The sequence below is a fragment of the Pseudolysobacter antarcticus genome (assembly GCF_004168365.1).
Taxonomy (GTDB): Bacteria; Pseudomonadota; Gammaproteobacteria; order Xanthomonadales; family Rhodanobacteraceae; genus Pseudolysobacter; species Pseudolysobacter antarcticus.
On sequence record NZ_CP035704.1, the window covers coordinates 295,381 to 321,351 of the forward strand.

General features: G+C 59.5%; 26 protein-coding genes. 9 read left to right on the forward strand and 17 right to left on the reverse strand.

The window, feature by feature from the left end; translation table 11 throughout:
* The first annotated feature begins 11 nt into the window (after positions 1 to 11).
* A complete protein-coding gene (locus ELE36_RS01275; RefSeq protein ID WP_129831376.1) occupies positions 12 to 482 on the forward strand; it encodes a GNAT family N-acetyltransferase in 471 nt (156 codons plus the stop codon).
* Positions 483 to 497: 15 nt separating this feature from the next.
* Here ELE36_RS01275 and ELE36_RS01280 read toward each other — a convergent pair whose 3' ends face one another.
* On the reverse strand, positions 498 to 1,682 hold the full coding sequence (locus tag ELE36_RS01280; protein WP_129831377.1) for a hypothetical protein: 1,185 nt from the start codon (positions 1,680 to 1,682) through the stop codon (positions 498 to 500).
* 133 nt (positions 1,683 to 1,815) lie between these two features.
* On the opposite strand from ELE36_RS01280, the gene ELE36_RS01285 reads away from it, so the two are divergent.
* On the forward strand, positions 1,816 to 2,742 hold the full coding sequence (locus ELE36_RS01285; protein WP_129831378.1) for a class I SAM-dependent methyltransferase: 927 nt from the start codon (positions 1,816 to 1,818) through the stop codon (positions 2,740 to 2,742).
* Between the two features lie 82 nt (positions 2,743 to 2,824).
* On the opposite strand, the gene ELE36_RS01290 is transcribed toward ELE36_RS01285, so the two are convergent.
* Positions 2,825 to 3,544: a 2OG-Fe(II) oxygenase gene (locus ELE36_RS01290; protein ID WP_129831379.1), complete on the reverse strand. Its 720-nt coding sequence runs from the start codon at positions 3,542 to 3,544 to the stop codon at positions 2,825 to 2,827.
* Between the two features lie 72 nt (positions 3,545 to 3,616).
* On the opposite strand from ELE36_RS01290, the gene ELE36_RS01295 reads away from it, so the two are divergent.
* Positions 3,617 to 4,909, forward strand: a complete 1,293-nt coding sequence (locus tag ELE36_RS01295; RefSeq protein ID WP_129831380.1) for an acetyl-CoA C-acetyltransferase — start codon at positions 3,617 to 3,619, stop codon at positions 4,907 to 4,909.
* A 24-nt stretch (positions 4,910 to 4,933) separates the two neighbouring features.
* Here ELE36_RS01295 and ELE36_RS01300 read toward each other — a convergent pair whose 3' ends face one another.
* Positions 4,934 to 6,010, reverse strand: coding sequence for a hypothetical protein (locus ELE36_RS01300; protein ID WP_129831381.1), 1,077 nt, complete (start codon positions 6,008 to 6,010; stop codon positions 4,934 to 4,936).
* Positions 6,011 to 6,072: 62 nt separating this feature from the next.
* Between ELE36_RS01300 and ELE36_RS01305 the strand changes: the two genes are divergently transcribed.
* Positions 6,073 to 6,862, forward strand: a protein-coding gene (locus ELE36_RS01305; protein WP_129835276.1) for an IS5 family transposase whose coding sequence is annotated in 2 segments (ribosomal slippage) — positions 6,073 to 6,335 and positions 6,334 to 6,862 — 792 coding nt in all. Because the reading frame shifts where the segments join, the coding sequence is not laid out codon by codon here.
* Positions 6,863 to 6,916: 54 nt separating this feature from the next.
* Here ELE36_RS01305 and ELE36_RS20235 read toward each other — a convergent pair.
* The 5 genes from ELE36_RS20235 to ELE36_RS01325 all read right to left on the reverse strand — a co-directional run bounded on the left by ELE36_RS20235 (position 6,917) and on the right by ELE36_RS01325 (position 10,794).
* Positions 6,917 to 7,087 (reverse strand): hypothetical protein, encoded by a 171-nt coding sequence (locus tag ELE36_RS20235; RefSeq protein WP_165371421.1) that lies wholly within the window; start codon positions 7,085 to 7,087, stop codon positions 6,917 to 6,919.
* A 13-nt stretch (positions 7,088 to 7,100) separates the two neighbouring features.
* The gene (locus ELE36_RS01310; RefSeq protein ID WP_129831383.1) at positions 7,101 to 7,673 is read right to left on the reverse strand and encodes a YkvA family protein; all 573 of its coding nucleotides are present in this window, start codon (positions 7,671 to 7,673) and stop codon (positions 7,101 to 7,103) included.
* 67 nt (positions 7,674 to 7,740) lie between these two features.
* Positions 7,741 to 9,579 carry a phospholipase D-like domain-containing protein gene (locus ELE36_RS01315; RefSeq protein ID WP_129831384.1) on the reverse strand — a complete coding sequence of 613 codons (1,839 nt, stop codon included), beginning with the start codon at positions 9,577 to 9,579 and terminating at the stop codon, positions 7,741 to 7,743.
* Positions 9,580 to 9,607: 28 nt separating this feature from the next.
* Positions 9,608 to 10,210, reverse strand: coding sequence for a YceI family protein (locus ELE36_RS01320; protein ID WP_165371422.1), 603 nt, complete (start codon positions 10,208 to 10,210; stop codon positions 9,608 to 9,610).
* Between the two features lie 101 nt (positions 10,211 to 10,311).
* Positions 10,312 to 10,794 (reverse strand): SixA phosphatase family protein, encoded by a 483-nt coding sequence (locus tag ELE36_RS01325; RefSeq protein WP_129831386.1) that lies wholly within the window; start codon positions 10,792 to 10,794, stop codon positions 10,312 to 10,314.
* 246 nt (positions 10,795 to 11,040) lie between these two features.
* Here ELE36_RS01325 and ELE36_RS01330 point away from each other — a divergent pair, with 246 nt between their 5' ends.
* Positions 11,041 to 11,667 (forward strand): DUF2239 family protein, encoded by a 627-nt coding sequence (locus ELE36_RS01330; RefSeq protein WP_129831387.1) that lies wholly within the window; start codon positions 11,041 to 11,043, stop codon positions 11,665 to 11,667.
* 44 nt (positions 11,668 to 11,711) lie between these two features.
* Here ELE36_RS01330 and ELE36_RS01335 read toward each other — a convergent pair whose 3' ends face one another.
* From ELE36_RS01335 to ELE36_RS01355, 5 genes are all read right to left on the reverse strand, one after another.
* The gene (locus ELE36_RS01335) at positions 11,712 to 12,224 is read right to left on the reverse strand and encodes a hypothetical protein (RefSeq protein ID WP_129831388.1); all 513 of its coding nucleotides are present in this window, start codon (positions 12,222 to 12,224) and stop codon (positions 11,712 to 11,714) included.
* A gap of 95 nt (positions 12,225 to 12,319) precedes the next feature.
* Positions 12,320 to 12,952 (reverse strand): ParA family protein, encoded by a 633-nt coding sequence (locus tag ELE36_RS01340; protein ID WP_129831389.1) that lies wholly within the window; start codon positions 12,950 to 12,952, stop codon positions 12,320 to 12,322.
* Between the two features lie 92 nt (positions 12,953 to 13,044).
* Positions 13,045 to 14,334, reverse strand: coding sequence for a 2-oxoacid:acceptor oxidoreductase family protein (locus ELE36_RS01345; RefSeq protein WP_129831390.1), 1,290 nt, complete (start codon positions 14,332 to 14,334; stop codon positions 13,045 to 13,047).
* Between the two features lie 156 nt (positions 14,335 to 14,490).
* Positions 14,491 to 15,621 carry a hypothetical protein gene (locus ELE36_RS01350; protein ID WP_129831391.1) on the reverse strand — a complete coding sequence of 377 codons (1,131 nt, stop codon included), beginning with the start codon at positions 15,619 to 15,621 and terminating at the stop codon, positions 14,491 to 14,493.
* A gap of 114 nt (positions 15,622 to 15,735) precedes the next feature.
* Positions 15,736 to 16,608 (reverse strand): AEC family transporter, encoded by an 873-nt coding sequence (locus ELE36_RS01355; protein ID WP_129836535.1) that lies wholly within the window; start codon positions 16,606 to 16,608, stop codon positions 15,736 to 15,738.
* A 172-nt stretch (positions 16,609 to 16,780) separates the two neighbouring features.
* Here ELE36_RS01355 and ELE36_RS01360 point away from each other — a divergent pair, with 172 nt between their 5' ends.
* Complete coding sequence (locus tag ELE36_RS01360) at positions 16,781 to 16,978, forward strand: antitermination protein NusB (RefSeq protein WP_129831392.1); 198 nt, start codon at positions 16,781 to 16,783, stop codon at positions 16,976 to 16,978.
* A gap of 60 nt (positions 16,979 to 17,038) precedes the next feature.
* Here ELE36_RS01360 and speE read toward each other — a convergent pair whose 3' ends face one another.
* On the reverse strand, positions 17,039 to 17,896 hold the full coding sequence (speE, locus tag ELE36_RS01365; RefSeq protein WP_129831393.1) for a polyamine aminopropyltransferase: 858 nt from the start codon (positions 17,894 to 17,896) through the stop codon (positions 17,039 to 17,041).
* A gap of 147 nt (positions 17,897 to 18,043) precedes the next feature.
* On the opposite strand from speE, the gene speA reads away from it, so the two are divergent.
* From speA to ELE36_RS01380, 3 genes are all read left to right on the forward strand, one after another.
* A complete protein-coding gene (speA, locus tag ELE36_RS01370; RefSeq protein WP_129831394.1) occupies positions 18,044 to 19,939 on the forward strand; it encodes an arginine decarboxylase in 1,896 nt (631 codons plus the stop codon).
* On the forward strand, positions 19,932 to 20,798 hold the full coding sequence (locus tag ELE36_RS01375; RefSeq protein ID WP_207215840.1) for an NAD(P)-dependent oxidoreductase: 867 nt from the start codon (positions 19,932 to 19,934) through the stop codon (positions 20,796 to 20,798). Before speA ends, ELE36_RS01375 begins: the two co-directional genes overlap by 8 nt.
* 86 nt (positions 20,799 to 20,884) lie before the next feature.
* Positions 20,885 to 22,243 (forward strand): PQQ-dependent sugar dehydrogenase, encoded by a 1,359-nt coding sequence (locus ELE36_RS01380; protein ID WP_129831395.1) that lies wholly within the window; start codon positions 20,885 to 20,887, stop codon positions 22,241 to 22,243.
* A 46-nt stretch (positions 22,244 to 22,289) separates the two neighbouring features.
* On the opposite strand, the gene ELE36_RS01385 is transcribed toward ELE36_RS01380, so the two are convergent.
* From ELE36_RS01385 to argS, 3 genes are all read right to left on the reverse strand, one after another.
* Complete coding sequence (locus ELE36_RS01385; protein WP_129831396.1) at positions 22,290 to 23,198, reverse strand: leucine-rich repeat domain-containing protein; 909 nt, start codon at positions 23,196 to 23,198, stop codon at positions 22,290 to 22,292.
* Positions 23,199 to 23,287: 89 nt separating this feature from the next.
* Positions 23,288 to 23,989, reverse strand: coding sequence for an SPOR domain-containing protein (locus ELE36_RS01390; RefSeq protein ID WP_129831397.1), 702 nt, complete (start codon positions 23,987 to 23,989; stop codon positions 23,288 to 23,290).
* The gene (gene argS / locus ELE36_RS01395) at positions 23,989 to 25,674 is read right to left on the reverse strand and encodes an arginine--tRNA ligase (protein ID WP_129831398.1); all 1,686 of its coding nucleotides are present in this window, start codon (positions 25,672 to 25,674) and stop codon (positions 23,989 to 23,991) included. Before argS ends, ELE36_RS01390 begins: the two co-directional genes overlap by 1 nt.
* Between the last annotated feature and the right edge of the window lie 297 nt (positions 25,675 to 25,971).

Genomic DNA, 25,971 nt, shown 5'->3' on the forward strand with positions numbered 1-25,971 from the left:
AGGATCAAGCGATGAACCAGCACGCCATAAAATTGCGCATTGCGACGCACGCCGATATCAATGCGTTGGTCGATTTTAATGCCGCGATGGCGCTCGAAACCGAAGCCAAACAACTCGATCGCGACGTGCTGCGCGCTGGCGTTGCCGGTGTGCTCGATCAGCCGCGTCGCGGGTTTTATTTGCTCGCCGAGATGGCCGATGGCATCGCTGGCGGTTTACTGATCACCTATGAATGGAGCGACTGGCGTTGCGGCGACTGGTGGTGGATCCAGAGCGTTTTTGTGCGGCCGGAGTTTCGTCGTCACGGCGTTTTTCGCGCGTTGCATGCCGAGGTGGAGCAGCGCGCACGCGCCGCTGATGCGGTCGGAATCCGTCTGTATGTCGAATGGGAAAACCAGCGTGCGCAGCAGACTTACGAAGTGCTCGGCATGCAGCGTGAGCATTACCACATGTACGCTAAAGCGTTCCGAAATATTCTCTGATATGGACTGTGTGAGCTAATGCGTGCGCGGCAGATTTGCGAGTGCCTGCGGCGGCACGATCAGCGTTTTTTCGGCGTGATTGATCGCGAGTTCGCCCAGACGAATCGGCGCGCCGCTGCTGCCGAAGCGGCGATGTAATTCGTCCAGCGCCGCGGCGAAAGCGTTGGGCTGAATCGGATAAGCATGTGCGATCGGATGTGCGTTGCCATCAGCAACCGCGGCGACCGTCAACACGATTACGCCGAGTCCGCGCAGCTCGTGCGCAAATACGTGGCGCGCGCCGGGCGTGTTCGCATGCGCCAAAGTTTCGATCCAGTAGCCGCCATCTTCGGCGTGTGCAGTGTCGCTCGTGTGCAGCAGATGCAGTGGCAATTCGTGCGCCTTGAGCAGAGCTGCGTATTGGCGCAACTCAAAAAGATACGCGGCAAAACCACGCACGAATTCGTGCGGCTCGTTGTAATAAGCCGCTGCCTCGGACGCTGCCCAAGCGTGGTAGCCGCGCGGTGCGGTCGTGATGCGACCATCGTCGTAAAAAAATGTCTGGCCGCTCGCGCTGATCGCTTCCTCATTCTGCGCAGGGGTGAGCAGCGCGCCTTCGAGCAGTTGCCACAATGGCCCGAAACCCGCGTGTTCGAGCTGCACGCTGGCGAGCGCACACAGATCGTTGCGCGTGAGGTATCGCGCATGTTGTAGGCGCAGGCCGAAACGTCGCATCAACCAATCGGCGGTCGCGGCGCTGGCTTCGCCCTTGGCGACAAAATCGCGTTCCATGAGTTCACCGACCGCGCCGACGCGCGTGGCATCGCCGATCAGTATCCACGGAATCAAAAGCATCGTGCCACCGAGCAGTTCGCGCTCGGGTTGCAGGAGCGGGCTCGGCATCTGGTCGTCGTGTGCGCCGAGGGCAAACACCGGCACTTCGGCGCCGTGAATTCGTATTGCGCGCGTGTAGTGCTCAGCCAGCTCGGCGTAGATCGGCCAACCCGGACGCAAAATCTGCGCTTGATCGTAAACCGCGCCGAGCAGGGCTAGTCCGAGTGCGTCGGCGCCGGGCACCAGCCGCGCGAGATCGGCCGCGACCAGGCTCGCGAGATCGGCCGCGGCATCACGATCCAGCACGAGTTGCGCGGACGCGCTGCCGGCATCGAGTTCCAACGCGAGCAGGGCGGGACAAAGCGAATGAGATTGGGGATCGGGCATCGGTGCGAATGTGAACAGCGGCTGGCCCGGCGCGCGATTACCGCCGCTGCGCCTACCGGCATAAAGGGCGGCAGTGTAACATCGGCGCTCTTTTCTCCGCGTGCGCCATCCGCACGCCAGCCAGGCCGAAGCAATGACCTTTCAGAATTACAAGAGTTTTTGGGACAACAAAGCGACCACCATGCAGGGCGCGATGATCGCCGTGGATGGCAGCACCGACGAAAACACCGTGCGCCTGACCGGCATCTACAGCGCCGACCAGGCGACCAAGGCGCTGGAATTGACGGCGACCGATCGTGTGCTGGAACTCGGTTGCGGCGTCGGCCGCATCGGCCACGAACTCGCCCCGCATGTCGGTTATTGGCACGGCGTGGATATCTCGGCCAACATGATCGCGCAGGCCCGCGAGCGTCTGCAGAAATTCGACAATGTCGGCCTGTCCGAACTCACGCGTACCAGCCTCAGCGAATTTCCTGATGCGAGTTTCGACAAGGCGTATTGCATCGCCGTGTTCATTCACATGGACAAGGAAGATTTTTTCCTCTACCTGCGTGAGCTCAATCGCGTGCTCAAACCCGGCGGCCGGATCTTTTTCGATCATTGGAATCTGGCCAGCACGGTCGGCTGGCGGCGCTGGTTTCTCGAAGTGCAGCAATACGTCGATGTCGATCCGAGCGTACGCAAGGATGTCGCGCGTAATCAGTTCACCACGCCGCAGGAAGTGTCGGTATTCCTGCAGCACGCTGGTTTCGAAGAGCTCGGCAACTGGAGCGAATCGCCGTGGGTGCAGGCGCTCGGTGCCAAGCCCGGCGCGGGCCTTGATATCGCCGCTGCGCGGGCGCGCGCAGCGGCGAATGGTGCCGATATCGAATACACGCCGCTATGGACCGAGCTGTTCAATCAGCTGATGGATGTGACCATCGGTGAGATGAAACCGCAGGCGATGCTGGAATTATTGCTGGACGACAATCGCGGCAAGGAAATCCCAATGTTCCGCGCAATGTTCCTCGGTATTTGGCGCCTTAACGAAAAGCATTGGGGCGCGGCGCCGACGGTTTAAATCCAGGCGGCCATTGCGAGAGTTAAATGCCCGCAATGGCGCAGCAATATAGTTCGGCAGGATCGATTCTTCCGGCACGGCATCAGGCTACGTGATAACCCTTGTAGAGCGTGCTATGCGCCGGGCGCTGCTCATCGGCGGGTCGCGTCGTGGTGTAGTAATACATCGCGATCGACTGACGATAGATGCCCTCGGGTGCGGCCCACGGAATCGGGTGGCCGTGGAAGGTGTCAGAACGCGTGCTGAATAGCACTGCGCGGTTGAATATCGGTTCGATACTGCGCACCAGAGCGCTGGCCTTGGTATCCCATAATTCCAGCTGGCCGCCGAACTCCGGCTGCCATTGCGGGGTGAGATAGATCAGCAGATTCAGGCGTCGATGCGCCTGAATTTTTTCGTGCCAGTTGAAATCGGCATGGATACCGAGATGATCGCCGCGTCGGCTCAAGTGAATGCCGCCACCGCTCAGATGCGGGTCGGGCAGCAGATGTTCGATGCCGCTAAGTTGTTCGATGAAACGCACGAACACGCCGGAGTTGAGCTGGTGCACGGCATCGCGCAGCGCTGCGGGGAAACGTTCCTCGCTGGCGCTGCCGAGCTTGACCTCGTAACCTTGCGCACCGAAATGATCCCACGCCATGCTGTCTTGCGGCTTGGGGAAAACCTCGGCCAGTGCACGCGCTGCTTCGGGTTTCAGAAAATCGTCGATGACGATGTGCGGATACGGATTGGCACTGGCAAAATCCTCGGCAAATTGCGCGGCGAGACGCGACAACCTGTCAAGATCGAAAATGTAAGGCATACAATAGGCACATGCGTTGCAGACGCGCGCATCATATCAGCTGCAAATCGTCCTCCACTCAAGCGCTGGATCATGGCCATCACAAAACCTATCGGTATCATCGGCGGTGTACGCATTCCGTTCTGTCGCAGCAACACCGCGTACAGCGATGTCGGCAATTTCGGCATGTCGGTGAAGACGCTCGGCGCGCTGGTCGAGCGTTTCGACTTGCATGGGGTTGAGCTCGGCGAAGTCGCGTTCGGTTCGGTCATCAAACATCCGTCGGATTGGAATCTCGCGCGCGAAGCGACGTTATCGTCGGGTCTCGCGCCGACCACGCCTGGCATCACCATTGCGCGCGCCTGCGGCACGTCGCTGGATGCGGCGATTCTGATCGGCAACAAGATTGCGACCGGGCAAATCGACGCGGGCATCGCTGGCGGCGCGGACACCACCAGCGATGTGCCGATCGTCTACGGCAAGCAGCTCGCGGGGCGCATTCTTGCGACCGCACGCGCAAAAACCTTCGGCGAAAAGCTGCGCGCGTGGAAAGGATTTTCGTTCGGCGAACTGAAGCCGTCGTTTCCGGGCGTGGCCGAACCGCGCACCGGCAAATCGATGGGCGATCATTGCGAACTCATGGCGCGCGAATGGCATATCGCCCGCGCCGATCAGGATCAGCTCGCGCTGACCAGCCATCAGCGCGCGGCTGCGGCGTATGCACGCGGATTCTTCAAGGATCTCGTGGTGCCGTTTCGCACCATCGTGCAGGACAATCTGCTGCGACCGGACAGCACGCTGGAAAAGCTCGCAACGTTGAAACCGGCATTCGACAAAACCTCCGGCCAAGGTACGCTGACCGCAGGCAACTCGACCGCGCTCACCGACGGCGCCGCGGCAGTATTGCTCGCCAGCGACGAATGGGCCGCCGCGCGCGGGCTGAAAGTGCAGGCATATCTCACTCACGCCCGCGTGGCTGCGGTGGATTTTGTGCACGGCGAAGGTCTGCTGATGGCGCCGACGATTGCGGTATCGCGCATGCTCGACGAAGCCGGTCTGACCCTGCAGGATTTCGATTTCTACGAAATCCACGAAGCCTTCGCCGCGCAAGTGTTGTGCACTTTGCGCGCGTGGGAATCGGAAAGCTATTGCCGTGATCGCCTCGGCCGCGACAAACCGCTGGGCAGCATTGATCCAGCCAAACTCAACGTCAACGGATCGAGCCTTGCGCTCGGCCATCCGTTCGCTGCGACCGGCGCGCGCATCGTTGCAAGTCTGGCGAAACTGCTCGAAGAAAAAGGCTCGGGCCGTGGCCTGATTTCGATCTGCACCGCCGGCGGCATGGGCGTGGTGGCGATCCTCGAACGGCCCGTGAGCAAGAGCTGAAAAAACCGTCAGCGATGTCGGTTGTCAGTGCGCTGATATTGCGGCGTCACGCTGGTGTGTATCCGCGATCAGCGTTTCGCGCGCGGCTTGCCGCAGTTCGCCTAGCGGTACTTTTTCCAGTTCGATATCCCCTGTCGTCTGAGTGCGCAGCCGCTGCGAGATCGCCGCGAGTGCGCGCTTGTTGGCGTAGGCGTGTGGCGAGGAAAGATCATCGCTCTGATTCTGGGCAAAGGCTTGCAGCAGCTTGTGACTGATTTGGTCGGCGAGAGCCAGCTCGGTCAATTTGGCGCGATATTCCAGCTCCCAACTTTCGAGTTTCCACGTGCGATGTTTGTCGGCGAAATGCTGACCTTCGTGCGCCAGTAGCGACACGCGATAATCTTCCCCTTGCAGGTCGGGATATCCTGGCGCGAGCGCAAAAATTGCCTTTTCGTCGGTCCAGCCGCCGGTGCCGCCCAGTCCGCAGCTGCCATATTCACTCCAGCCTTTGCTGACAAAATCGTCGAGCAGATTCACCGTCACATGCTCGCTGCCTTCGGGCAAAACGATGTCGTAATCGCGAGTCTCCTGCTTGTGCCACAACATCAGCTCGCGCAGCGGTGGGGTTTCGCCTTGCAAGCTGTAATAACCGTGCTTGCGCAACTGCGCGGCGAGGATGGGTTCCAGCGCTTCGAATTCCTTTGTGCTGGCAGCGGACGTGCCGAGAAGTTTGCGTAGCTTCTGCAGAAGTGCGGCGCTGAACGCATCGCGACGAGTCGGCGCGATCAAGGCGTGCCACCAATAATCCTGATACGCGGCGAGGATCGCGCGCGCGAACGGATCAGCGATCTCGCCGACTAGCGCTGCTGGCGTGGCGCGCTCGAAACGCTCGATTATGCAGCGTCGATAGGTCGCAGCCGTGCCTGCATATTGCGCCGTCGGCACCGTCGCGAGGGCTCGTAGCGCCGCCGTACCATCGCCCTGCAGCACCGCACTGAAGGATGCGCCTGCGGCCTGTTTCGCTGCCGGTGTGCTTTCACCCTCGGCGGCGAATGCGGCGGGTGCCGCCAACAACAGCACGAGCAAACATAGCGGAAGCAGCGAACGATTTGGATTTGGCATGTTGGAACTCAGAGCCTGTTCAAAGTCTCAATCTATGAGACCGGCGTGCTGATACTGGCGGAATGAGATCAACCTATCCGAGTGACATCAGTCGCGCCCAGTTTGAGCAAATTCATCCTTTGCTGGAAAGCGCACGCAAGAAGACCAGCCCGCGTCGGGTGGATCTGTACGAGGTATTTTGCGCGGTCCGCTACCTCCTCAAAAGCGGCTGCCAGTGGCGCATGCTGCCCACGGAGTTTCCGAAATGGCGAACGGTACATTCGTACTTTTCGATCTGGAGCGAGCCTGACGAGAACGGCATCAGCCTGCTGGAGCGGGCGTTAAAAAAATCAGGTGGGCGCGGTGCGTATCAAGCAGGGGCGCAACGCCATGACGAGCTTCTTGATCGTTGATGCACAAAGCGTAAAGAACACCGACACGGCGACGCATAAGGGCTACGATGCCGGCAAGAAGGTCTCGGGGATCAAGCGGCATATTGCCGTGGATACGCAGGGACTGCCTCACGCTATTGCGGTGACTACAGCGGAAGTCACCGATCGCAAGGGCGCCTTGCAGGCGATGGATCGATGTCAGGCAAACCTACATCGGGTACAAAGTGTCCTAGCGGATGGCGGCTACGTCGGCCAGCCCTTTGCCGAAGCGGTCCAAGGCGCCATCGGTGCCACCGTGCAGATCGCCCAACGCAATGAATTGCATACCTTCGCCGTTATCCCGAAGCGGTGGGTGGTCGAGCGCTCCTTCGCCTGGTTGGAGAAATGCCGACGACTCTGGAAGAACTGCGAGCGCAAGCTCAATACCAGCCTCCAGTTCATTCACCTTGCCTTCCTCACGCTACTGCTCAAAAGACTTTGAACAGGTTCTCAGATGATGACGCCGGGAATTGGCGGGTCTCACGCGTCAAGCGAGTCATTGGTCGCGCGAATACAAGCCGATGAAGCTCATATCATCAGAATACTGCGGCATCTCGTCAGCGTTAAGCGCACGCGCGAAACTGGATGGAAAACGCGACATCGCCCACTGCGCCTTGGAGCTCGTGCAGGCATAAAAAAAGGCGCCAATGGCGCCCTTTTTCGACACGATGCCACCTGCCTCAGGTGAAACGGAACATCGGCGCGCTGGCCTGGCTCGGCGCAAATGATTCGCTGCGGCGACGACGCATGCGATCCTGCAACTCTTGGCGCCGGCCTTCCAGCCATTCCACGCGCTGCAGCTTGACCTGGTTGGCATCTTCACCACGGCGACTGGCCTGCTCGTGGCGATACGCGACAAAATCTTCGTAGGCTTCGATCTCGTGCAGCAGCTCGCGCTGGCACAGCTCGATCATGATGGCGTCATCGAGGAAACCGAGCACCGGCACGTTGTCGGGAATCACGTCATCCGGTTCGGCGAAATAGGTCAGCGATGACAACACGCGCTGGCGATCGTCTTCGGACAAACCCCAGCCGGTATCGTTGACCATGTTGATCATCGCGTCGAGCTTCGACAGACGCTCGGCGATGAAGGCTGGAATCTTCATGCCTTTCGATTCGACCAGCAATTTGCCGGCGGCTTCGGTGATCTGCTGCGCGGTCAGGTTGGCAGCTTTTTGTTGTGCGCGTTTGGCCGCATCGTAAAAAAACTGCAGGTCCTGGTCTTCAAGGTCGATGGTGATCTGCAAAGGCATGGGAAAATCCGTTGATCATGGACAGACAGGAAGACTAGCCAGCACGCGCGGCAACGTCAATCTCGAATCACATAATCGAGACCAATCCGGCGCCGAAAGCCGTGACAATGCGCGTATAGAGCGATTTTAGCGGCACATCGACGTCGGGAAAATCGCCGACGCTCTCGTAGCACTGGTAGAAATCCGGATCGCGCGGCGGCAACGGCGCGCAGCCCGGATCGAGTTCGAAGCTGGTCGAATAACGAAACGGCCACAGATCGAACAACGGCAATGCCGTCGAAAAATCGCTGATCGCATTCGATACGCCGCTCACCGCCGCGGGCGCCTTGCGTGGCGCGATCACCCACGCGTTCTGCGGCTCGGTATTGCGCAAGATCGATGCACGCACCTGCGCCGCGAACGCCACATCGCGCACGATAAAACCGGCCTCGGTGTTGTAGTTGTCCGAGCGCGGATCAAAATTGTGCGAGCCGATCAGTGTGATCGCGCCATCAATCACGATGGTCTTGGCATGCAGGCCGATGCGCACGCCTTGCTGCTGCAGCGGCGCGCGACCGTATTTGCGCAGCGGCACACGCTTGCCCGATTCGGTGCCGAGCTCGGCGTAATTCGCGATCATGTTTTGCGCATCGGCCGGGAACGGCTTGAACTCGTGGATCTCGAAACCGAGATGTTTGAGATAGCGTTTTTTGTATTTGTACGACAACGCATACACGTAAAACGCATCGGTCGCCGCGAGCGAATTGGTCGACACCGTCACCGCCACGTGGTGATCGCGATACAGGCTGCGGAATATTTTTTGCGCGGTCTTGCTGAGCACGAGGTACGGCGTTTCCATCACCACATCGTGTTGCGCATCGATCAGCAGGCGGCTGATGCGCGCGGTCAGTTCGCGGCGCGCCTGGATATCGTTTTCCAGCGGTTTGTTGGGCGAATCGGAGTAATAGTCGACGCGTCCAACGTGCTGGTTCGCGCTGACAAAATGTTGCTCGATATAATCGATATCGCTGGCACGTTGGCGCAGCGTGGCGACTCGCGCCGCATTGGTGAATTCGGGCGGTGAATACGCCGCGGCGTTGCCATCGTCGCTGAGGATTCGACGGCCAACATCCTTGAGTCGCACCAGTGGCACGGCGCGCGGATGCTGCCAGAACTGTTCGAACGACGCCTGCATTTCGCGCGTCGCCGGCCCGACCACGAGCATGTCGCGATCGCGGTAGTCGAAATCGTCGTCCCAATCGTAATAGCGATTTTCATAATTGCGCCCGCCGGCGATGCCGATGCGGCCATCGATCAGCAGCAGCTTGTTGTGCATGCGCTGGTTGAATTTGAAAAAACAACAGAGGATGCCGGCGGCAAATTCCAGCGGTTGCGTGCGCGCCTGGCCGAAAGTCGGGTTGTACACCTTGAGTTCGAAATTCACGTGCGCGCGTGCAAGCCGCGCAAGAAACTCGGTGTCGTCGAGCGAAAAAAGTTGATCGGTGATCACGCGTACTTTCACGCCGCGAGCGGCGGCTTGCACGAGTTCATCGAGCACCAGATGGCCGGCGTCGTCCTGCGCGAAAATAAACGTCTGCAGGTCGATGCTGTGTTGTGCGGCGCGAATCAGATGCACGCGAATCAGCAGTGCATCTTCGCCTTGGTCGAGCAGGTTGACGTAGTGTTGCGGTTCGCTTGGCGTGGACGTTGCCAGCGCGCTTTCGGCCAGCGCAAGGTAGGGTGAAGGCAGCGCGCAAGCGGCGGGATCGATGCAGCGCACGCGTTGTTCCTGGCCCGCTTTGACCACCGCCGCGGCGCGCGCGGCTTCGCGTGGACTGAGTGATACGCAGGCCGCCAGGCTCAAACAAAATGCACCGACGAAAAACTGAACGGCGATCCGCCGCAAACCGACGCGCGGCGCTCTCATGCGACCGACATCATGTCGCGTCGCGCCATCATTGCGCGGGGGCATCGGTCGCGGGTTCGGCTTCGTTGACGAAGATGGTGAAATCGAGATCGACTTTGTCCGACAAGGTCACGCGGCGCGACGTCATGCCAAATACCGAGCGCAGCACGGTGCCTTCGGCGCGTACTGGACAATCGTGCGCGAGCCGGCCCTGGCATTCGTTCGGCTTGAGCTGAAAGATCACCGGTTGAGTCACGCCGCGCAGCTCCAGTGTGCCGCGCAACTCGCCGCCCGTGCGCAGGCGCGGCAATGGAATCGGATCGGACACAAAGTGGATTTGTGGATAATGCTGCACGTCGAAAAACTCGCGCGATTTCACCCACGCGGCATACTCCGCATTGCGCATGCTGACCGCATTCGCATCGATGCGCGCGTCGACTGTTGCGGTATTGCGGAACGCGTCGATACGCACGTTGCCGCTGACCGCACCGAACTGGCCGCCGACATTGAACATCCACATCGCCCTGATCTGGAATCCGGCGCGACTGCGACCGGTATCCAGAATCCAGAGCTGATCGTTTGGCGCCGCTGTTGCGGCAAATGCGGCGGATGATTCAAGCAGCTGCAGCGATATCAGCCAAAAAATCGCCACGCGAAACCGGCGTCCTGGAAATGCGCTTGGCGAACACATCGGCGCCATCGGCGGCAGAGTGCGGCGATGCGAACGTCAGCCGCGCACGGCGCGATGGCGACTCATGGCGACCAGAAATGCTTGAGCGTGGCGACGCCGGGTTCGATCGCACTTTCCGTCGGCAATTCCAGCCACGCTACACCGGCCGTTGCCATGCCGCGATGATCGCCGGACTGGCCGGTACTGAGCAATGCGACCAGCGATTCCAGCCCGGGATTGTGGCCGACCAGCAGCAGCCACTCGACGTCGGCGTTATCGGTCAGCACGTCCATCAACGCACCGGGTGTGGCCTCGTAAATCCGCGCATCTTCGCGCTGCTCAACGGCACCGAGCGCATGCAGCGCGTCTTCTGCAGTCTGCTTGGCGCGCAACGCCGGCGAATACAACACGCGCTGGATCGGCGCGGCGTGCGCCTTCAGCCACGCGCCCGCTGCCTCGGCCTCGGTTTCGCCATGCGGCGTTAACGGACGCGCTTGATCGCTAAGTCCGTTACCCGTGCCGACGGCCTCGGCGTGACGCAGCAGGATGATGTGGCGTTTACTCATGTGTTCTCTCCATTGGGCGCGGCTGGCTCGCCTCCGCATACGGCGGTGAGCGGTTCGCCCCTATGTTGCCTGAATTGCGCGCGAGTGTGGGCGCGCAGCGGTCGATTGTGAGTGGCGTTTACATGCGTGGGAGTTGCTCGCACTTTGCGCACGAAAGTCGCATCCTGCGCAATTTAATCCGGGTAATATTGACACGATAGAAATACCCGGGTAAATTGCCAGCTGAATCCTGTGAGTACCAAACTGATGAATAATCCAGCCACTTACACCGCTTTCCAAGGCGACCGCCGCATCACCAGCGGCAACGGTTTGCACATCGCGCTGGCGATCAAGGCGGCGACGCGACGCGGTACCGATCACGGCCCGATCCTCGCGTTTGACGACGCAACCGCGCGATTGGTGGATTTTGATCTGCGTGGATCGGACGCGGATATAGCCCAGCGACTGACTCTTGCTGATGAGCGAGCGGTGCCAGACGATGTAAAAAAAGCGGAGCTGCCGCGCGCGCCAGGCCGCCCGAAATTGGGCGTGGTCGCGCGTGAAATCACGTTGTTGCCGCGGCATTGGGAATGGCTCAATCGTCAATCCGGAGGCGCCTCGGTGACCTTGCGCAAGCTGGTCGATGCGGCACGTGCAGCGAACGGCGAAAACCACCGCAAGCAGCAAGCGCGGGAGATCGCGGATCGTTTCATGTTGGCTATGGCAGGCAACCAGCCGGGCTACGAAGAGGCGGCGCGTGCGCTTTACGCTGGCAACAAAATGTCGTTCGATAGTTTGATCGAACCTTGGCCGGTCGATATCCGTGATTACATCCGCCAGCTTGCGCGCGATGCTTTCGATGCAATCGCCGACCAGGGCGCACTACCTGCCTGACCGCGATCAGGCAGGTATTGATTCAATCAGCGCCAAGCCCGGCCTCAGGGCGTCGGGATTTCGAAATTGGCCGCGAAGACCGAATCGATCACGTTGATTACCCCGGTCATTTCGACATGGTTGCCGCAGTTGTAATACAGCGTGCCGATCGCGCTCGCCGGTACCTTGAAGGTCATGACGGTTGCGGCGGACGTGGCGCCGTTGTGATCAAGGCCGGAGGAAATACCGGTCGGATACGCATTCGCGCTGCCGGTGCCTTGCACGGTGTTGATGTAGAACGGATGCGCGGCGCTGATGGTGCCGAAACTGAAGGTGTAGGTCAGTCCGACACGTAACGTCAAATCGGGATTGCTGTCGCTGGGGCCGGCATCGGTCTGCACCGCCCATTTCCAGTGCGGGAATGGCTGCGAGGTATCTGCCGAAATCAGGAAGTCGTTCGCCCATGCCGACATGCAAAAGCATGATCCGACAAGCATCGCCGCAAACCGCCGCGAGCTACGGCCACGCGCCGCTGCGGAAGGATTGCCGGGCAAAACACCGTGAAGAATTTCGTGCATTTCTTGCTCCCAATTGCTGTGCGACGAGCCGGACGAAATCCGCGGCACCATGCCGGTGCGGACTTTCCGAATCGATGGTCGGGAGCGGCGTTATTTCACGTGAGTTTTTTCAGCCAGCGGAACAATTTGTCCCAATCCTGCTGATGTGAACGCACGATTTCCGAGTGGTAATCGAAAATACTTTTCCCCAACGCCGCCGCCAACACATATCCCTGTGTGTCGCGTAACGTCGCAAAGGTTGCGAATGGCAGACGTTTCATTTCTTCGAGCGCCTGTTGCGAGGCGTTGGTCCACGGTTTCATGCGATTCGCGACCAGCGCGACCGGCACCTTGCCACGCTTGATGCGCGGCAGTTCGGCAAGTTCGGCGAGAAACGGCGCGGTCGCCTCGAAATCGATGTTGGAAGGCAACAACGGCACGATCACCGCATCGACAAACTCCAGATATTCTTCCACGTCGCTGGCGCGCAGGCCTGCTGGCGTGTCGATAATCACGCGTTGTGCGTCCGCCGGAATTTTGTCGTGCCAACCGCGTTTCAGGCCGCTCAGCGGCAGTACCGCGCTGGCGAGGCCGGCGCGTTTTTCGCACCAGCGATAACTGGAACCGAGACGGTCGGCATCGACCAGCACGGTGTTTTTGCCATCCTGCGCGTAATGCGCCGCTAGATTGGTCGCGATCGTGGTTTTGCCACAACCGCCCTTGGAACTTGCCAGCAGAATCTTCAGCATCGACGTGCTCCGTGTGCAAAGACCGTTGGACTCTACACCGCGCGAGGCGTGCTCTGGAAGCCCCGCCCCGCGACGATGGATGATTCGGTGCGCTAATTCTTGTCGGTCGGGTCCGCCGCGGGTGCGGTTTCCGGCGTGGTTTCCAGCGGCGCTTCCAGCGGCACATTGGCCTCGCGCAACAACGCATACACCAGTCCGGATTCGGTATGACTCTGCAACGATAGACGCTGCAATTGCCGTGTGCCATCGGCGCTGGCGAGCATGCCTTGCGTGATTTCGGTGGAGCGTTGTTCTTGCCACGCGAGATTGCGCAGCTTGTTGGCGATCTCCGTATTCGGCTTGTCGCCGCTGCCCTGCAATCGTGCGCGCAGTGCGAGGCCAGCGCGTTGCGCGAGCAAGCTGGAACCCCATTCGAGCTTGCCCGCCAGCGCCAGACAATCCTTGCGCCGATCATCGAACTGCGCGGCATTGATGGTCGGATCGCACAACTCCAGCGCGGCTGCGATGACCGGCTGCGCGCCCGGCCCGAGGCGGCTCGCAAGGTTGTAGGCGATCGTCAGCTGGATGCCTTCTCGCGTCGCTGCGACGCCTTGCGGTGGTTTTTCCAGCAAGGCCGGCGGCACCGGCAAATCGTTGATCGCCTGCAATAGCGTGCGTGTGAGTTCGGTCGAATAATCGTTGTACTCGCGCGCCGCACCGGCACGTGCGAGCGCGACATTCGCGGCCGTGCGATCACCGGCCTTCTGCGCGCGTTGCGCATCCAGCAGCCAAACCGCCGCGTTGTTTGCTGCGATCTGGTCGAGCTTTTGCAATGCGTCCGGCCGCGGGCAGATCTGGATCGCGTTGCCGCAGGCGAACGCCGTGATCCACCACGTCAACGCATCTTTCGGCCCGGCAGTTTGCGCGCGCGTCAGCAGCGTGGTCGAGTGGAAAGCATGCGGACGATCCGGATCATTATCGTCCGGGCGCGCCATGATCGACGCCGCCAGCAACAGCGGCGCATCGGTGCGCAAGGTCAGGAAATTGATCATGTCGCGGCGATAACGTTCGCTCGGTGAAAAACCATCGTCGGCTACGGGCGTTGCGGGAGCAGCCGCCACCGGTACCACAGGTTTGTTCGCGACAGGATTTTTCTTGGCATTCTTGCCGGTTTTGGCTGGCGGCGAGGTCGCGGGCGCAGCGGCAGTAGGTGTTGAAGTTTCGCTCGCGGGTGTCGCTTCCATCGGCGCAGCAGCGACAGGAATTTCCGAGGCTTGCGGAATTTCGCTCGGCACAGAAACTGGCGGAGTTTTCGGCGGCGCGGCAGCACTGGAACTGTCTTGCGCAGTCGCCAGCGATGGCAGCAGAAATAACAGGCAAACAAGAAGATGGCGACGCAGCATGGCGATTCCTTGAGCGATGATCGCGAGGAGCAGAAACCGCGATTCTATCCATTGCTGGCTGTGCCGGGCGTTAACCGCTTATCTACGTGCGTTTGTGTGGATGCGTGATCCGGCGCAACGGCTGAGCATTTTCACTGGGCACCGCTTGAGAATTGGTCAGTACGAATGAAAATGAGGCGATTCCCACTCGGCAGGTGGTTCGAGTGGCATCCCGGCTTCGCTGATCAGAGTGCGCATCCTGGAAACTTCGCTATCACCGGCCAGCAACAATTGATATAGGCGCTCCCGCGAGACGATTTCATCAGCCTTACCGCTAGCGTCAAACAGCCATTCCAGGCGGTGTCGCTCCCGTTCTATTTCTGCAATTCCGGTTGCGTCATCGATCAATCGCTGCTGTAAGCGCAAGCCCATCATGCTCGCCATCGCGCTAGTAGAATGGGTGCTCATTAGCCTGCCGATTGCCACGCAATTTAGGCGTAATTGCGCATCACTATCTCTCATTAGCTTGGGATCACAGCTATCCAGTAGTGGCCGATACCCGCGATCCATCAGCGCAACAACGCCAAAGCTCATGGCCATATCGCGCGTTTTTTGTGCATTTATCGCGCGCTGGTTGGAAGGCTGCGACGCCTGCGAAACTTGATGCGCAACATGTGCATCGGCCTGCAGCAGCGTTGCAATAATCGCCGTGGCATAGTCATCAAAATATTTGGCCTTTGCTGCATGTTCGATAGCAACGTGTGCAGCAATGGTGTCGCCAGTTTTGTTTGCGCCATCGAGTTCCAGCAACCATGTCGCGCCATTCTCAGGCACAATTTTGGTCAGGCTTTGTATGGCTTGAGCGTATGCGGTGGACGGATCTGGAGCATATGCCTGTATTGCACCGACCCATAAAATCTGCGGATCGCGCGGCTCGATTTTTTTTGCGCGAGCTACCAAAATCTCGGGATTGAACGCAGCGGATAGCTCGGCCTCCTTATCTTCCCGAAGCAAAACGGCATACAGCGCGGCAGCCATCAGCATGCGAGCATCATTACTGCGTGCCAGACTCTGAACCCATTGCTTGAGTAGCGCGTGCTGACTCTCGTCAGACTGATATTGACTCAAATCATCATCGATCGAAGCTGCTGCGGCGTTAGCGGATTCTTGGGTGTTGTTGGCGGACGAGCCATGAGCGATGACAGGTGCTAATACTTCTGCTGGAGCAGCAATACGCGTCGTCGGTGTCTGCTGTGACCAACCCGATGTGGCGGCGAATAAAAGTGCGATCAAACTCCAACGCGACATGGACTGCTTCCTTTTGCACATGAGCGGAATATTGCCGACGCAAAGCATAACAATAACGCGTTTGAAAATCGGTGGCGTGGCGCAGCGCGACCGAGCCGATATTTTCCGCGCAAATCAGCCCAGCACCCACAGCCACAGCGGCAACGTTGCCAACGACAAAACGATGCCGTAACCGACCAGCGCGGCGGCGAGTTCGGGCGCGAGTCCGGCGGCGGCGGCGAGTGCGCCGGCGGTAATCATCGACGGCATCGCGGCTTGCAACACGGCAACTTTGCGGATGTCGCCACTGAGTCCAAGCGGCCCGCACAGGGCCAGCGCCAGCAGCGGCAGCAACAGCAATTTGAACGCCAAACCGGCACCCAGCGGCAGCAGATCGTGACGCGGCAACTTGAAGCGAATCTGCATGCCGATCGCCAGAGTCACGAGCGGCAATAACGCGCCGGACAAACGCTTTAATCCTTCGCTGATCGCTTCCGGCGGATGCTCCGGCATGATCGTGAGCGCCGCCACCAGGGCCAGCATTGGTGGGAAACCGGCGATGCGTTTGAGCATGCCGAACGGCGTCGGGCGGGCCGTATCGCCATACATCGCGAGCACCACCAAGCCGAAACTCGACAGGATCAGAAACGAACCGAACTGATCGTAGATCACCGCATACGGCAGTGCCGCTTCGCCCAACAAAGCGACGATCATCGGGTAACCGAGGAATGAGGTATTGCCCAGCGATACCGTCAGCAACAGCGCACCGGTGGTATCGCGCCGCACCTGCGCCCAGCGCTGCAATCCGAGTATCAGCAACACGCTGGCCCCGAGCATCAGCCACGGTACGGCCACCAGTCCGAGCAGTTCGCGCTGGAAATGCAGACCCGGCGCATACAGCAGAATCGCGGCGGGTAGACACACGTACAACACGATTTGATTGAGTGCTTCCGGCGTATTCGGCGGCACCCAGCAGCGCCACGCAATCAGCCGACCGATCGCGAGCATTGTCAGAATGAAACCGAACGCGGCCAGCACCGAACTATTCACGTCATCGCACCGACGCAGGAAAATTTAACGCGTAAGCAGGTAGTTTCTTCGCACGGTAACGCGTTAGCATGCGTCGCTCGACATCGTTACTGCGGTAACGTTTACCAATCTGCTGCACGTGAGGATAATGATGGATGGCTTGAGTTTGTTCCAATCCGCCCGACCCGAATTTTTCGTCGGCTGGGGCACGCTGGCGTTGATCATCGCGGCATTGGCCCAAGGCAAGAATCGCAGCGGTCTGGTGTGGTTTATTTTTGCCCTGATCGGCGGACCGCTGGCCTTGCTGATTCTGGTGTTTCTCTCGCGCGTGCGCAGCTCGCGATTCTGAAATGCCTCATCGATTATCGTTCGCCGCGACTAGCAGTGTGGCGAGTTGATAAAGCAACACCTAGTCGCCGAGCGCTTCCTTCATGAATTCCGGCAACGCCAGCGCCGCGCGATGCGTATCGACGTTGTAGTAGCGCGTCACGAATTGTTTGGTCGCCGCACCACGCTCGCGGAACGATGAAAGATCCGCATTCTTGCGCGCCATCGTGCAGCTCCACCAGCCGGTCGGATACGCCGGTTGCGGAAACGGCAACGTGCGCACGGCGTGGAAACCCGCCGCCTTCATAGAGTTGCGCATCGCTTTGATCAAGGTCAGATGAATCAGTGGCGATTCGCTCTGCTGTACCAAAATGCCGCCGGTGCGCAGCGCCTTCATGCACGACACATAAAACGCTTCGCCGAACAGACCTTCAGCCGGGCCGACCGGATCGGTCGAATCGACGATGATCAGATCCAGCGTTTCCGGTTCGCATTCGGCCATCCACTTGATGCCGTCGACGAACAGCAATTGCGCGCGCGGATCATTGTTCGATTCGCACAGCTCGGGGAAATAACGTTCGGCCAGACGCGTCACTCGTTCGTCGATCTCGACCTGGATCGCCGATTCAACTTCTTCGTGCTTGAGCACTTCGCGCAAGGTGCCGCAGTCGCCGCCGCCGATGATCACCACACGCTTGGCGCGCGGATGTGTGAACAGCGCCGGATGCGACATCATTTCGTGATACAGGAAATTGTCGCGTCCCGTCACCATCATGCAACCGTCGATCACCATGAGGTTGCCCCAATCGGTGGTTTCGTAGATTTCGATGGTCTGGAACGGGGTTTTCTCCGCATGCAGCTGCTGCTTGATGCGAAAGCCGATCGACGAGCCGGAGTGATCGAAATTTTCGGTGAACCAGGTGGACTCGGCGCTGGACATGGAAGAGAAACCTGCAGAAAAGATGGAAGGGAAGGCGGCGGATTGTACCTACTCTGTGTTGCACTGACACGCGCAAGGCATATCAGGCCGTTACAATAGACATTCCTCATTCATTTATCCGCCGTATCGGCGCGGAGCACGCAAGCCATGACCCAGCCCTGGACGATCGAACAGGCGCGCCAGACTTACGCCATCGCCAATTGGGGCGAAGGTTATTTCGATGTCGGCGACACCGGCGATTTGCGCGTGTATCCGCGTGGCCCGGATGGCACTGAAGTGTCGTTGCCCGCAGTGGTCGAGGCCGCCTGTGCACAAGGTGCGCGTTTGCCGCTGCTGGTGCGTTTCGCGGATATCTTGCGGCATCGTCTCGGTCGCCTGCAGGGTGCGTTCGCCAAGGCGATGACCGATTGCGATTACGCGGGCGGCTACACCGCGGTGTATCCGATCAAGGTCAATCAGCAGAAAGGCGTGGCCGGCGAACTCGCGAATGCGGGCGCGGATGGTTTTGGTCTGGAAGCCGGATCGAAACCGGAGCTGATGGCCGTGCTCGCGCTGGCGCGGCCCGGCAGCATCGTGATTTGCAACGGCTACAAGGATCGCGAATATCTGCGTCTTGCGCTGGTCGGGCGCAAGCTCGGTTATCGCATTTTTATCGTCATCGAAAAACCATCGGAGCTGAAACATGCGATCGATGAAGCCAAGGCGCTGGGCGTCGAACCGCTGTTCGGCGTGCGCATGCGTTTGACCAGCCTTGGCGCGGGCAAATGGCAGAACACTGGTGGCGACAAATCCAAGTTCGGCCTCACGCCACGTCAGCTGCTCACGCTGGTCGAGCAGCTCAAGGCCGCCGGTCTTACGCAGAGTTTGCAACTGCTGCATTTTTTCATGGGCTCGCAGATTTCCAACGTGCGCGACATCGCCAACGGCATGCGCGAATCGGTGCGTTATTTTGTCGAACTGTCCAAGCTCGGCCTGCCGATCAAGTACGTCGATGTCGGTGGCGGACTCGGCGTGGATTACGAAGGCACGCGCTCGCGCTCGGAGTGTTCGGTCAACTACGGCCTCGATCAATACGCCGCGACCATCGTCCAGCCGCTCGCCGATGTCTGCGCCGAACATGGCCTGACGCTGCCACACGTCATCACCGAAACCGGTCGTGCGATGACCGCGCATCACGCCGTGCTCGTGACCAATGTCAGCGATATCGAGCAGGCGCCGCTCGGTGCGATTCCGCCCGAAGATGCCGATGAACCTTCGGCCTTGCGTCACCTGCGAGAGATCCACGCCGACATCGCGCAGCGCCCGGTCATCGAGTTGTATCACGAAGCGCAGCATCATCTCGCCGAAGGTTATTCGTTGTACGCGCTCGGCCAGTTGTCGCTGCAATATCGCGCGCGCCTCGATGATTTGTACTACGCGATCGTCAATGCCTTGCGTGGCCGCTTGAAGCCCGAAGGTCGCGCGCATCGCCAGGCATTGGACGAGCTCAACGAAAAACTTGTCGACAAGTATTTCGTCAATTTCTCGATCTTCGAATCGATTCCGGATTCGTGGGCGATCGATCAGATTTTCCCGATCATGCCGATCGCCGGACTCGAACATAAGCCCGATCGCCGCGGTGTGATCGCCGATCTCACGTGTGATTCGGATGGCCGTATCGATCAGTACGTCGCCGCCGATGGCGTCGATGTGAGTTTGCCGCTGCATACGCCGACGCCGGGCGTATCGTATCGACTCGGTATTTTTCTGGTCGGCGCATATCAGGAAGCGCTCGGCGATATCCACAACCTGTTCGGCGATACCGATGCGGTGAACGTGCGCCTGAACGATCAAGGTGGCTTCGAATTTTCGCATTTGCGTCGCGGCGATACGACCGATCTCATGCTCGACTACGTCGGTTACGACCTCGGAATTTTGCGCAGCACCTATCGCGACAAACTCGTGCAGGCCGGCATCGCTGATGCCGAAGCAGAGCGATTGAACGCGATCCTCGAAGCCGGATTGACCGGCTACACCTATCTGGCGGAATCGAACGATGACTGAATTGAAGGTTGGGTTTATCGGCTTGGGTGCGATGGGTGTGGCGATGGCTACGCACCTGCAGCGGCAGGGATTGCTGGTCGCGGTGGGCAATCGCACGTTTGCCAAGGCGCAGACACTCGCCGATGAATTGCATGTGGCCGCGCCGGTCGACAACGCCGCGCTGGCCGCGTTGTGCGATGTCGTTGTTTTGTGCGTCACCGCCGATGCCGATGTGCTATCGATATGCCGCGATCTCGCACCCGCGCTGAAGCCAGGCAGCATCGTGATTGATCATTCCACGGTCTCGTCGGAAACGGCAAAACAGGCGCAGATAATTTTGCTCGCGCACGGCTGCGATTTTCTCGACGCGCCGGTTTCCGGTGGTGTCGAAGGCGCAAAAAATGGCAAGCTCTCGATCATGGTCGGCGGCGATGCGGCGACACTCGCACGCGCGCAACCGGTGCTGACGACATACGGCGCGCGCATCGCGCACATGGGCGGCAGCGGTGCAGGGCAGAACACCAAGGCGGTGAATCAGGTGCTGATTGCCGGCATCGCGCAAGCGGTGTGCGAGGGTTTGGCGCTCGGCGAAAAACTCGGGCTCGACGCCGAGGTGCTATTGCCGACCTTGCTGGGCGGCGCGGCCAACAGCTGGTTTCTCGACAAACGCGGCGCGACGATGTTGCGCAACGAATTTACTGTCGGCTTCAAACTCGCGTTATTGCACAAGGATCTCAAGATCGTGCGCGAACTCGCGGTAACCGCCGGCACCGATCGCAGCGTGATCGAAAAATCCATCAGTGACTATGCGACATTGATGGCGCAGGGACGTGGCGATGAGGATATTTCTTCACTGATCCGGCTCAAGCGCGGAGCGTGATCGTAGCCAGCCTCCGATCACGCGGATGTGTTTGTCACGCGATCCGTGGTAAAAATATTCCAGGGGGTCACGCAGGAGAATTCACCATGTTGACCTGGAAACAGATTTTTCATTCTTTCGCGCTGCTACTCGGCGTTTCGGTCGTCTCGACCGCAGCGCTGGCAATCGCGCCGTCCGATCTGACGCTGACACAAGTCGTGCCGAACGGCAGCTTTAATCACCCGATCGGCATTCGTGCACCGAACGACGGATCGGGTCGATTGTTCGTGATCGATCGCTGTGTTTCCGAAGGCTCGTCGGCAACTACCGGCAGCATCAAGATCGTGAAAAACGGCGCGGTATTGGCGACGCCGTTTCTTACCATTCCCAATGTCGCGTGTGTCAGCGAGCAGGGCGTGATCGGACTCGCATTCGATCCAAACTACGCGAGCAACGGCACGTTTTATGTGGTCAACACCGCAAGCGGCGTGAAGATCGGCGCGAGTGAAGATCAGGTACTGACGCGCTATACGGTATCCGCCAATGCGGACGTGGCGAATGCGACCGGCACGGTCGTCATGCGCGTGCCCGACATCGCGAGCAATCACAACGGCGGCGATATTCATTTCGGCCCGGATGGATTTCTATATTGGTCGATGGGCGACGGTGGCGTGCAGGGCGATCCGAATGGTTTCGCGCAATGCACTGGACGCAAGAGCGCGGACAATACGCCATCCACTTGTCACACCATCGGCAGCGGCGTGATCTATTACCTGCTCGGCAAGATCATTCGTGTGGACGTGCATACGACCACGGCATCCGCTGCCGCCAACATGTGCGCATCGACGCCCGGCCAGCCCGCACAATATTCGATTCCACCGGGCAATCCGTTCGCCAGCGTGGCCACCTTCCCGAACGAATGCGCAGAAATTTTCAACTGGGGATTCCGCAATCCGTTTCGCTTCAGTTTTGATCGCAGCAACGGCGACATGTATATCGGCGATGTTGGCCAGAACACCTACGAAGAAATCGATTACCAGCCAGCAGCGAGTGTCGGTCAGAATTTTCAGTGGAACGCCTGCGAGGGATTTCATACCTATCCCGGTGGTGCCGCGGGTTGCGCCCCCGCATTCGGCGGCGTGCCGCCAAAAATCGACTATCCGCACAGCGGAACCTGCGCCGTGGTGGGTGGCTATTTGTATCGCGGGCCGATCCAGCAATTGCGTGGCCAATACATTTTCAGTGACTACTGCAGCAGCGCGATTTATATCAGCGCCAATCCCGCGCCTGCATCGGCGACATGGACTTACGTGACGCTCGGATCAGCACCATTCACACCCGGTGGCATCGTCTACGGATTCGGCGAAGGCAGTGATGGCAACCTGTACGTCGCCGACGATGGTCACGGCACGATCTGGCGCTTCACCTCGGGCTTTATTTTCCAGGACGGTTTCGAAGGCCACTAAGTTTTGATGCGGTCGCGCCGTGGCGCATGTACGGCGCGACCGTCGATCAATGCCCTTCGAAGCCGTTGACGAAGATCAGCTTGCACGCGGTAAACCAAGGCGATGAGCCGGTCGCGCTATCCCATGCTGTGCTGGCGGTATACGAGGCTGCCGGAAAATCGTTGGCGCACAACGATGAGCCGCCCGGCGTGAGGCTCGCCGGCGGCGTCGGCAAAACGCCGTCGAGATGATTGTTGCCGACCAGAAAATAATTCAGTGCGCCGAGTCCGCTCAGGCTCGGGATCGACCCGTTGAGCAGATTGGAACTGACATCAAAACTGTTCAGTCCGATCAGGCCGGTGAGCGCCGGGATGGAACCACTCAACTGGTTGCCGTGGACATTGAAACTCGTCAGGTTGGTCAGGCCGGTGAGTGCCGGGATGGATCCCGTCAATTGGTTGGCGTAGGCGATGAAACCGACCAGATGAGTCAACCCCGTTAATGACGTGAGCGTGCCGTTGAGCTGGTTGGTATCAACATCGAAAAATTCCAGTTGCGTAAGCGTGGTGAGCGTGGGAATCGACCCTTGAAATTGGTTCGAGTAAGCGACGAACTGGGTCAGATTGGTCAGGCTGGAAATAGTTGCAAGCGATCCGGTCAGATGATTGACATGCAGATCCAGAATCGTGATTGCCGTCAAGTTGCTGAGCGAGGGCAGCGGTCCGCTGAGATTATTGATGCTCAGATCGATGCCGACGACATGCGTCGAACCGTGATCGCAACTGATGCCATACCAGGTGCATTCGCTACCTACCGTGCCGTTCCAGCCCGTGTTGTTGGTCCAGCTGGCGCCGCCCGTGCTGCTGTAAAGCGCGGTCAGCGCATTGCGCTCGGTCGTGGGAATGGCTGCCTGCGCAACCGATGCAAGCAAAGCCAGCAATACAAAACCGATACGCACAAAATTGCGAACGAACATACGAAGTTCCTTTTTGGATAACACGTTATGGGTTCACAACCCGGCATGGATTTAAAGCCGCGGTGGATAAGCATTTGGCTGCGAAATATTTATTGTCCCGCAACTTCCTTCATCGCAATCGCGCTGATGCCATTATCGTTCAAGGTTTTCTTCGCGGCTTCCAGTGCGCTGGCGCTTGGATAAGGACCCACTCTCACTCGATTCCAGGTTTTGCCGTTGACGGTGACGGTCTGCACCTTGGCGGTGATGCCGAGCAGCGCGAGTTTGGCTTTCACTGTGTCCGCTTCCTTGGAGTCCGGAAATGATCCGGCCTGCAGCACGTAATGCGCGCCGGTATCGGCGGTGGTAGCGGGTGTTGTGCCCGGTGTTGTCGTGGCCGGATTGGCCGGTTGGCCGGTGGTGGCTTGAGTCTGCGCTTGCGCGGCGGCGGCCTGTTGTTTGGCGGCTTCGGCGCGCGCCTTGGCGGTGAGCTCGGCATCCGGAATCACGACTTCCATTTCCGGCAGCACGCTGTAGAAATCATAGGTCTTGCGTGGTGCTGCGGCTGGCGCTTTGTCTTTTGGTTTGCCGCTTTCATCGGCAACGCCGGGTTCACTTTCGCGCGCGGCCGTGGCATCCGCATTCGGCTGCGGCTGGTTGTGTTTGCGCAGTGATGGCATCCAGTCCTTGAACAGAACCAGCACCGATAACGCCAACCCCAGCAACACGCCGATGCCGATCAACACCCAGGCCGGCAGGGATTTTTGCGTATTGCCGCGCGTCGCCTGCTTGCCGCGTTTTGCTGCTGCCATTACATTTTCTCCGGGGCGGAAACGCCCAGTAAATCCAATCCGTTCTGCAGCACTTGCCGCGTCGCCGCGCACAGGTTCAAACGCGCATCACGCAGATTATCGTCGGCAACCAGAATGGATTCGCCGTTGTAATACGCGTGGAACGCGGTAGCGAGATCACGCAGGTATTGCGCGAGCATATGCGGTTCGAGATTCTGCGCCGCGGCGTCGAGCATTTCCGGATAACGCGACAACTCGACCATCAGCAATTGCTCGTAATTGCTCGTGAGCAGCGCGAGTTGTGCGAGGCCGTTGTCGCGATTCCAGCCGAGCCCGCGTTCGACCAGTTGACGCTGCAAACTGCAGACGCGCGCATGCGCATATTGAATGTAATAAACCGGATTGTCGTTCGACTGCGAGCGCGCCAGATCGATGTCGAATATCAGTTGCGAATCGACCTTGCGCGCGACCAGAAAATAACGGGTCGCATCGCAGCCGACTTCGTCGATCAAGTCGCGCAAGGTGACATAACTGCCGGCGCGCTTGGACAGCTTCACTTCCTCGCCGCTGCGCATCACCGTCACCATCTGGTGCAGCACGTAATCCGGCCAGCCTTGCGGAATTTGCATATTCAACGCCTGCAAACCAGCGCGCACACGCGTAATCGTGCTGTGGTGATCGGCGCCTTGTTCGTTGATCGCGCGACCGAAACCGCGCTGCCATTTGCTCACGTGATACGCGACATCCGGTACGAAATAGGTATAGCCGCCATCCGACTTCCGCATGACGCGATCCTTGTCGTCGCCGAACTCGGTGGTGCGCAAATACATCGCGCCATCGGCCTCGTAGGTATGGCCGCTGGCGATCAATTGCTGCACGGTTTGTTCGACGCGGCCCTCGCTGTACAGCGAGCTTTCGAGGTAATAGACATCGAACTCGACACCAAACGCCTGCAAGTCGAGCACCTGTTCACGGCGCAGACTTGCGACCGCAAAACGGCGGATCGCATCGAGGTCGTCGACATTGCCGCTCGCGACAATATGCTGGCCATCGGCATCGACGGATTCACCAGCGAGAAACGCGCGGGCGACTTCGCTAATGTAGTGACCGCGATAGCCGTCTTCGGGCCAGCCGGTTTGTTCCGGCTCGATGCCGCGCGCGCGCGCTTGCACCGACAGCCCGAGATTGTTGATCTGCGCTCCGGCATCGTTGTAGTAATACTCGCGACTGACATCCCAGCCGATCGCGCCAAGCAGGCGCGCGAGACAATCACCGACCGCCGCGCCGCGACCATGACCGACATGCAGCGGCCCGGTTGGATTGGCCGAGACGAATTCAACCTGCAGCTTGCGACCGCCGCCGATGTTGCTGCGCCCGTAAGTTGCACCAGCGCCGAGAATCGTGCGGACCTCATTCTGATACGCCGCCGCGCTCAGGAAAAAATTGATAAAACCCGGCCCGGCGATTTCGATCTTGGCGATGTCTGCGGATGGCGGCAAAACCTGCACGAGCGCTTCGGCAATCTCGCGCGGTTTGCGCGCGGCGGCCTTGGCCAGCAACAGCGCGACATTGCACGCATAGTCGCCATGCTCGCGGCTGCGCGTGCGCTCGATGACGAAGGCGGGCGCGACATCGGCCGGCAGCATGCCTTGTGTTTTGAGCGCATCGAGTGCGTGGGCAACGAGATCGCGGATATGGTCTTTCACGGCAAATTCCAGAAACAAAGCGGCCTATTGTAGTCGGCGCAGCGCTTGTGCAGAAAGGGAATTTACGCGCACGACGCGGCGCGGCGCGGTTTGCGGGTGAATTTTGTTGTCATCGCGATGCAATGATTTCGCCCCAAACTAGGTTCATCGAGCGGACTTGGCGCAGCGCCAGCGCTCAGCAGCAGGAAAAGATGCCATGCGGGATGCGTATGGTATCGGGTGCAGGGAAGCGCCGTCTTTTTTTCGCCGTTATGGCGCAGGCGAGTTTTCGGAGACTCGATCGTGCGCGACGGACTA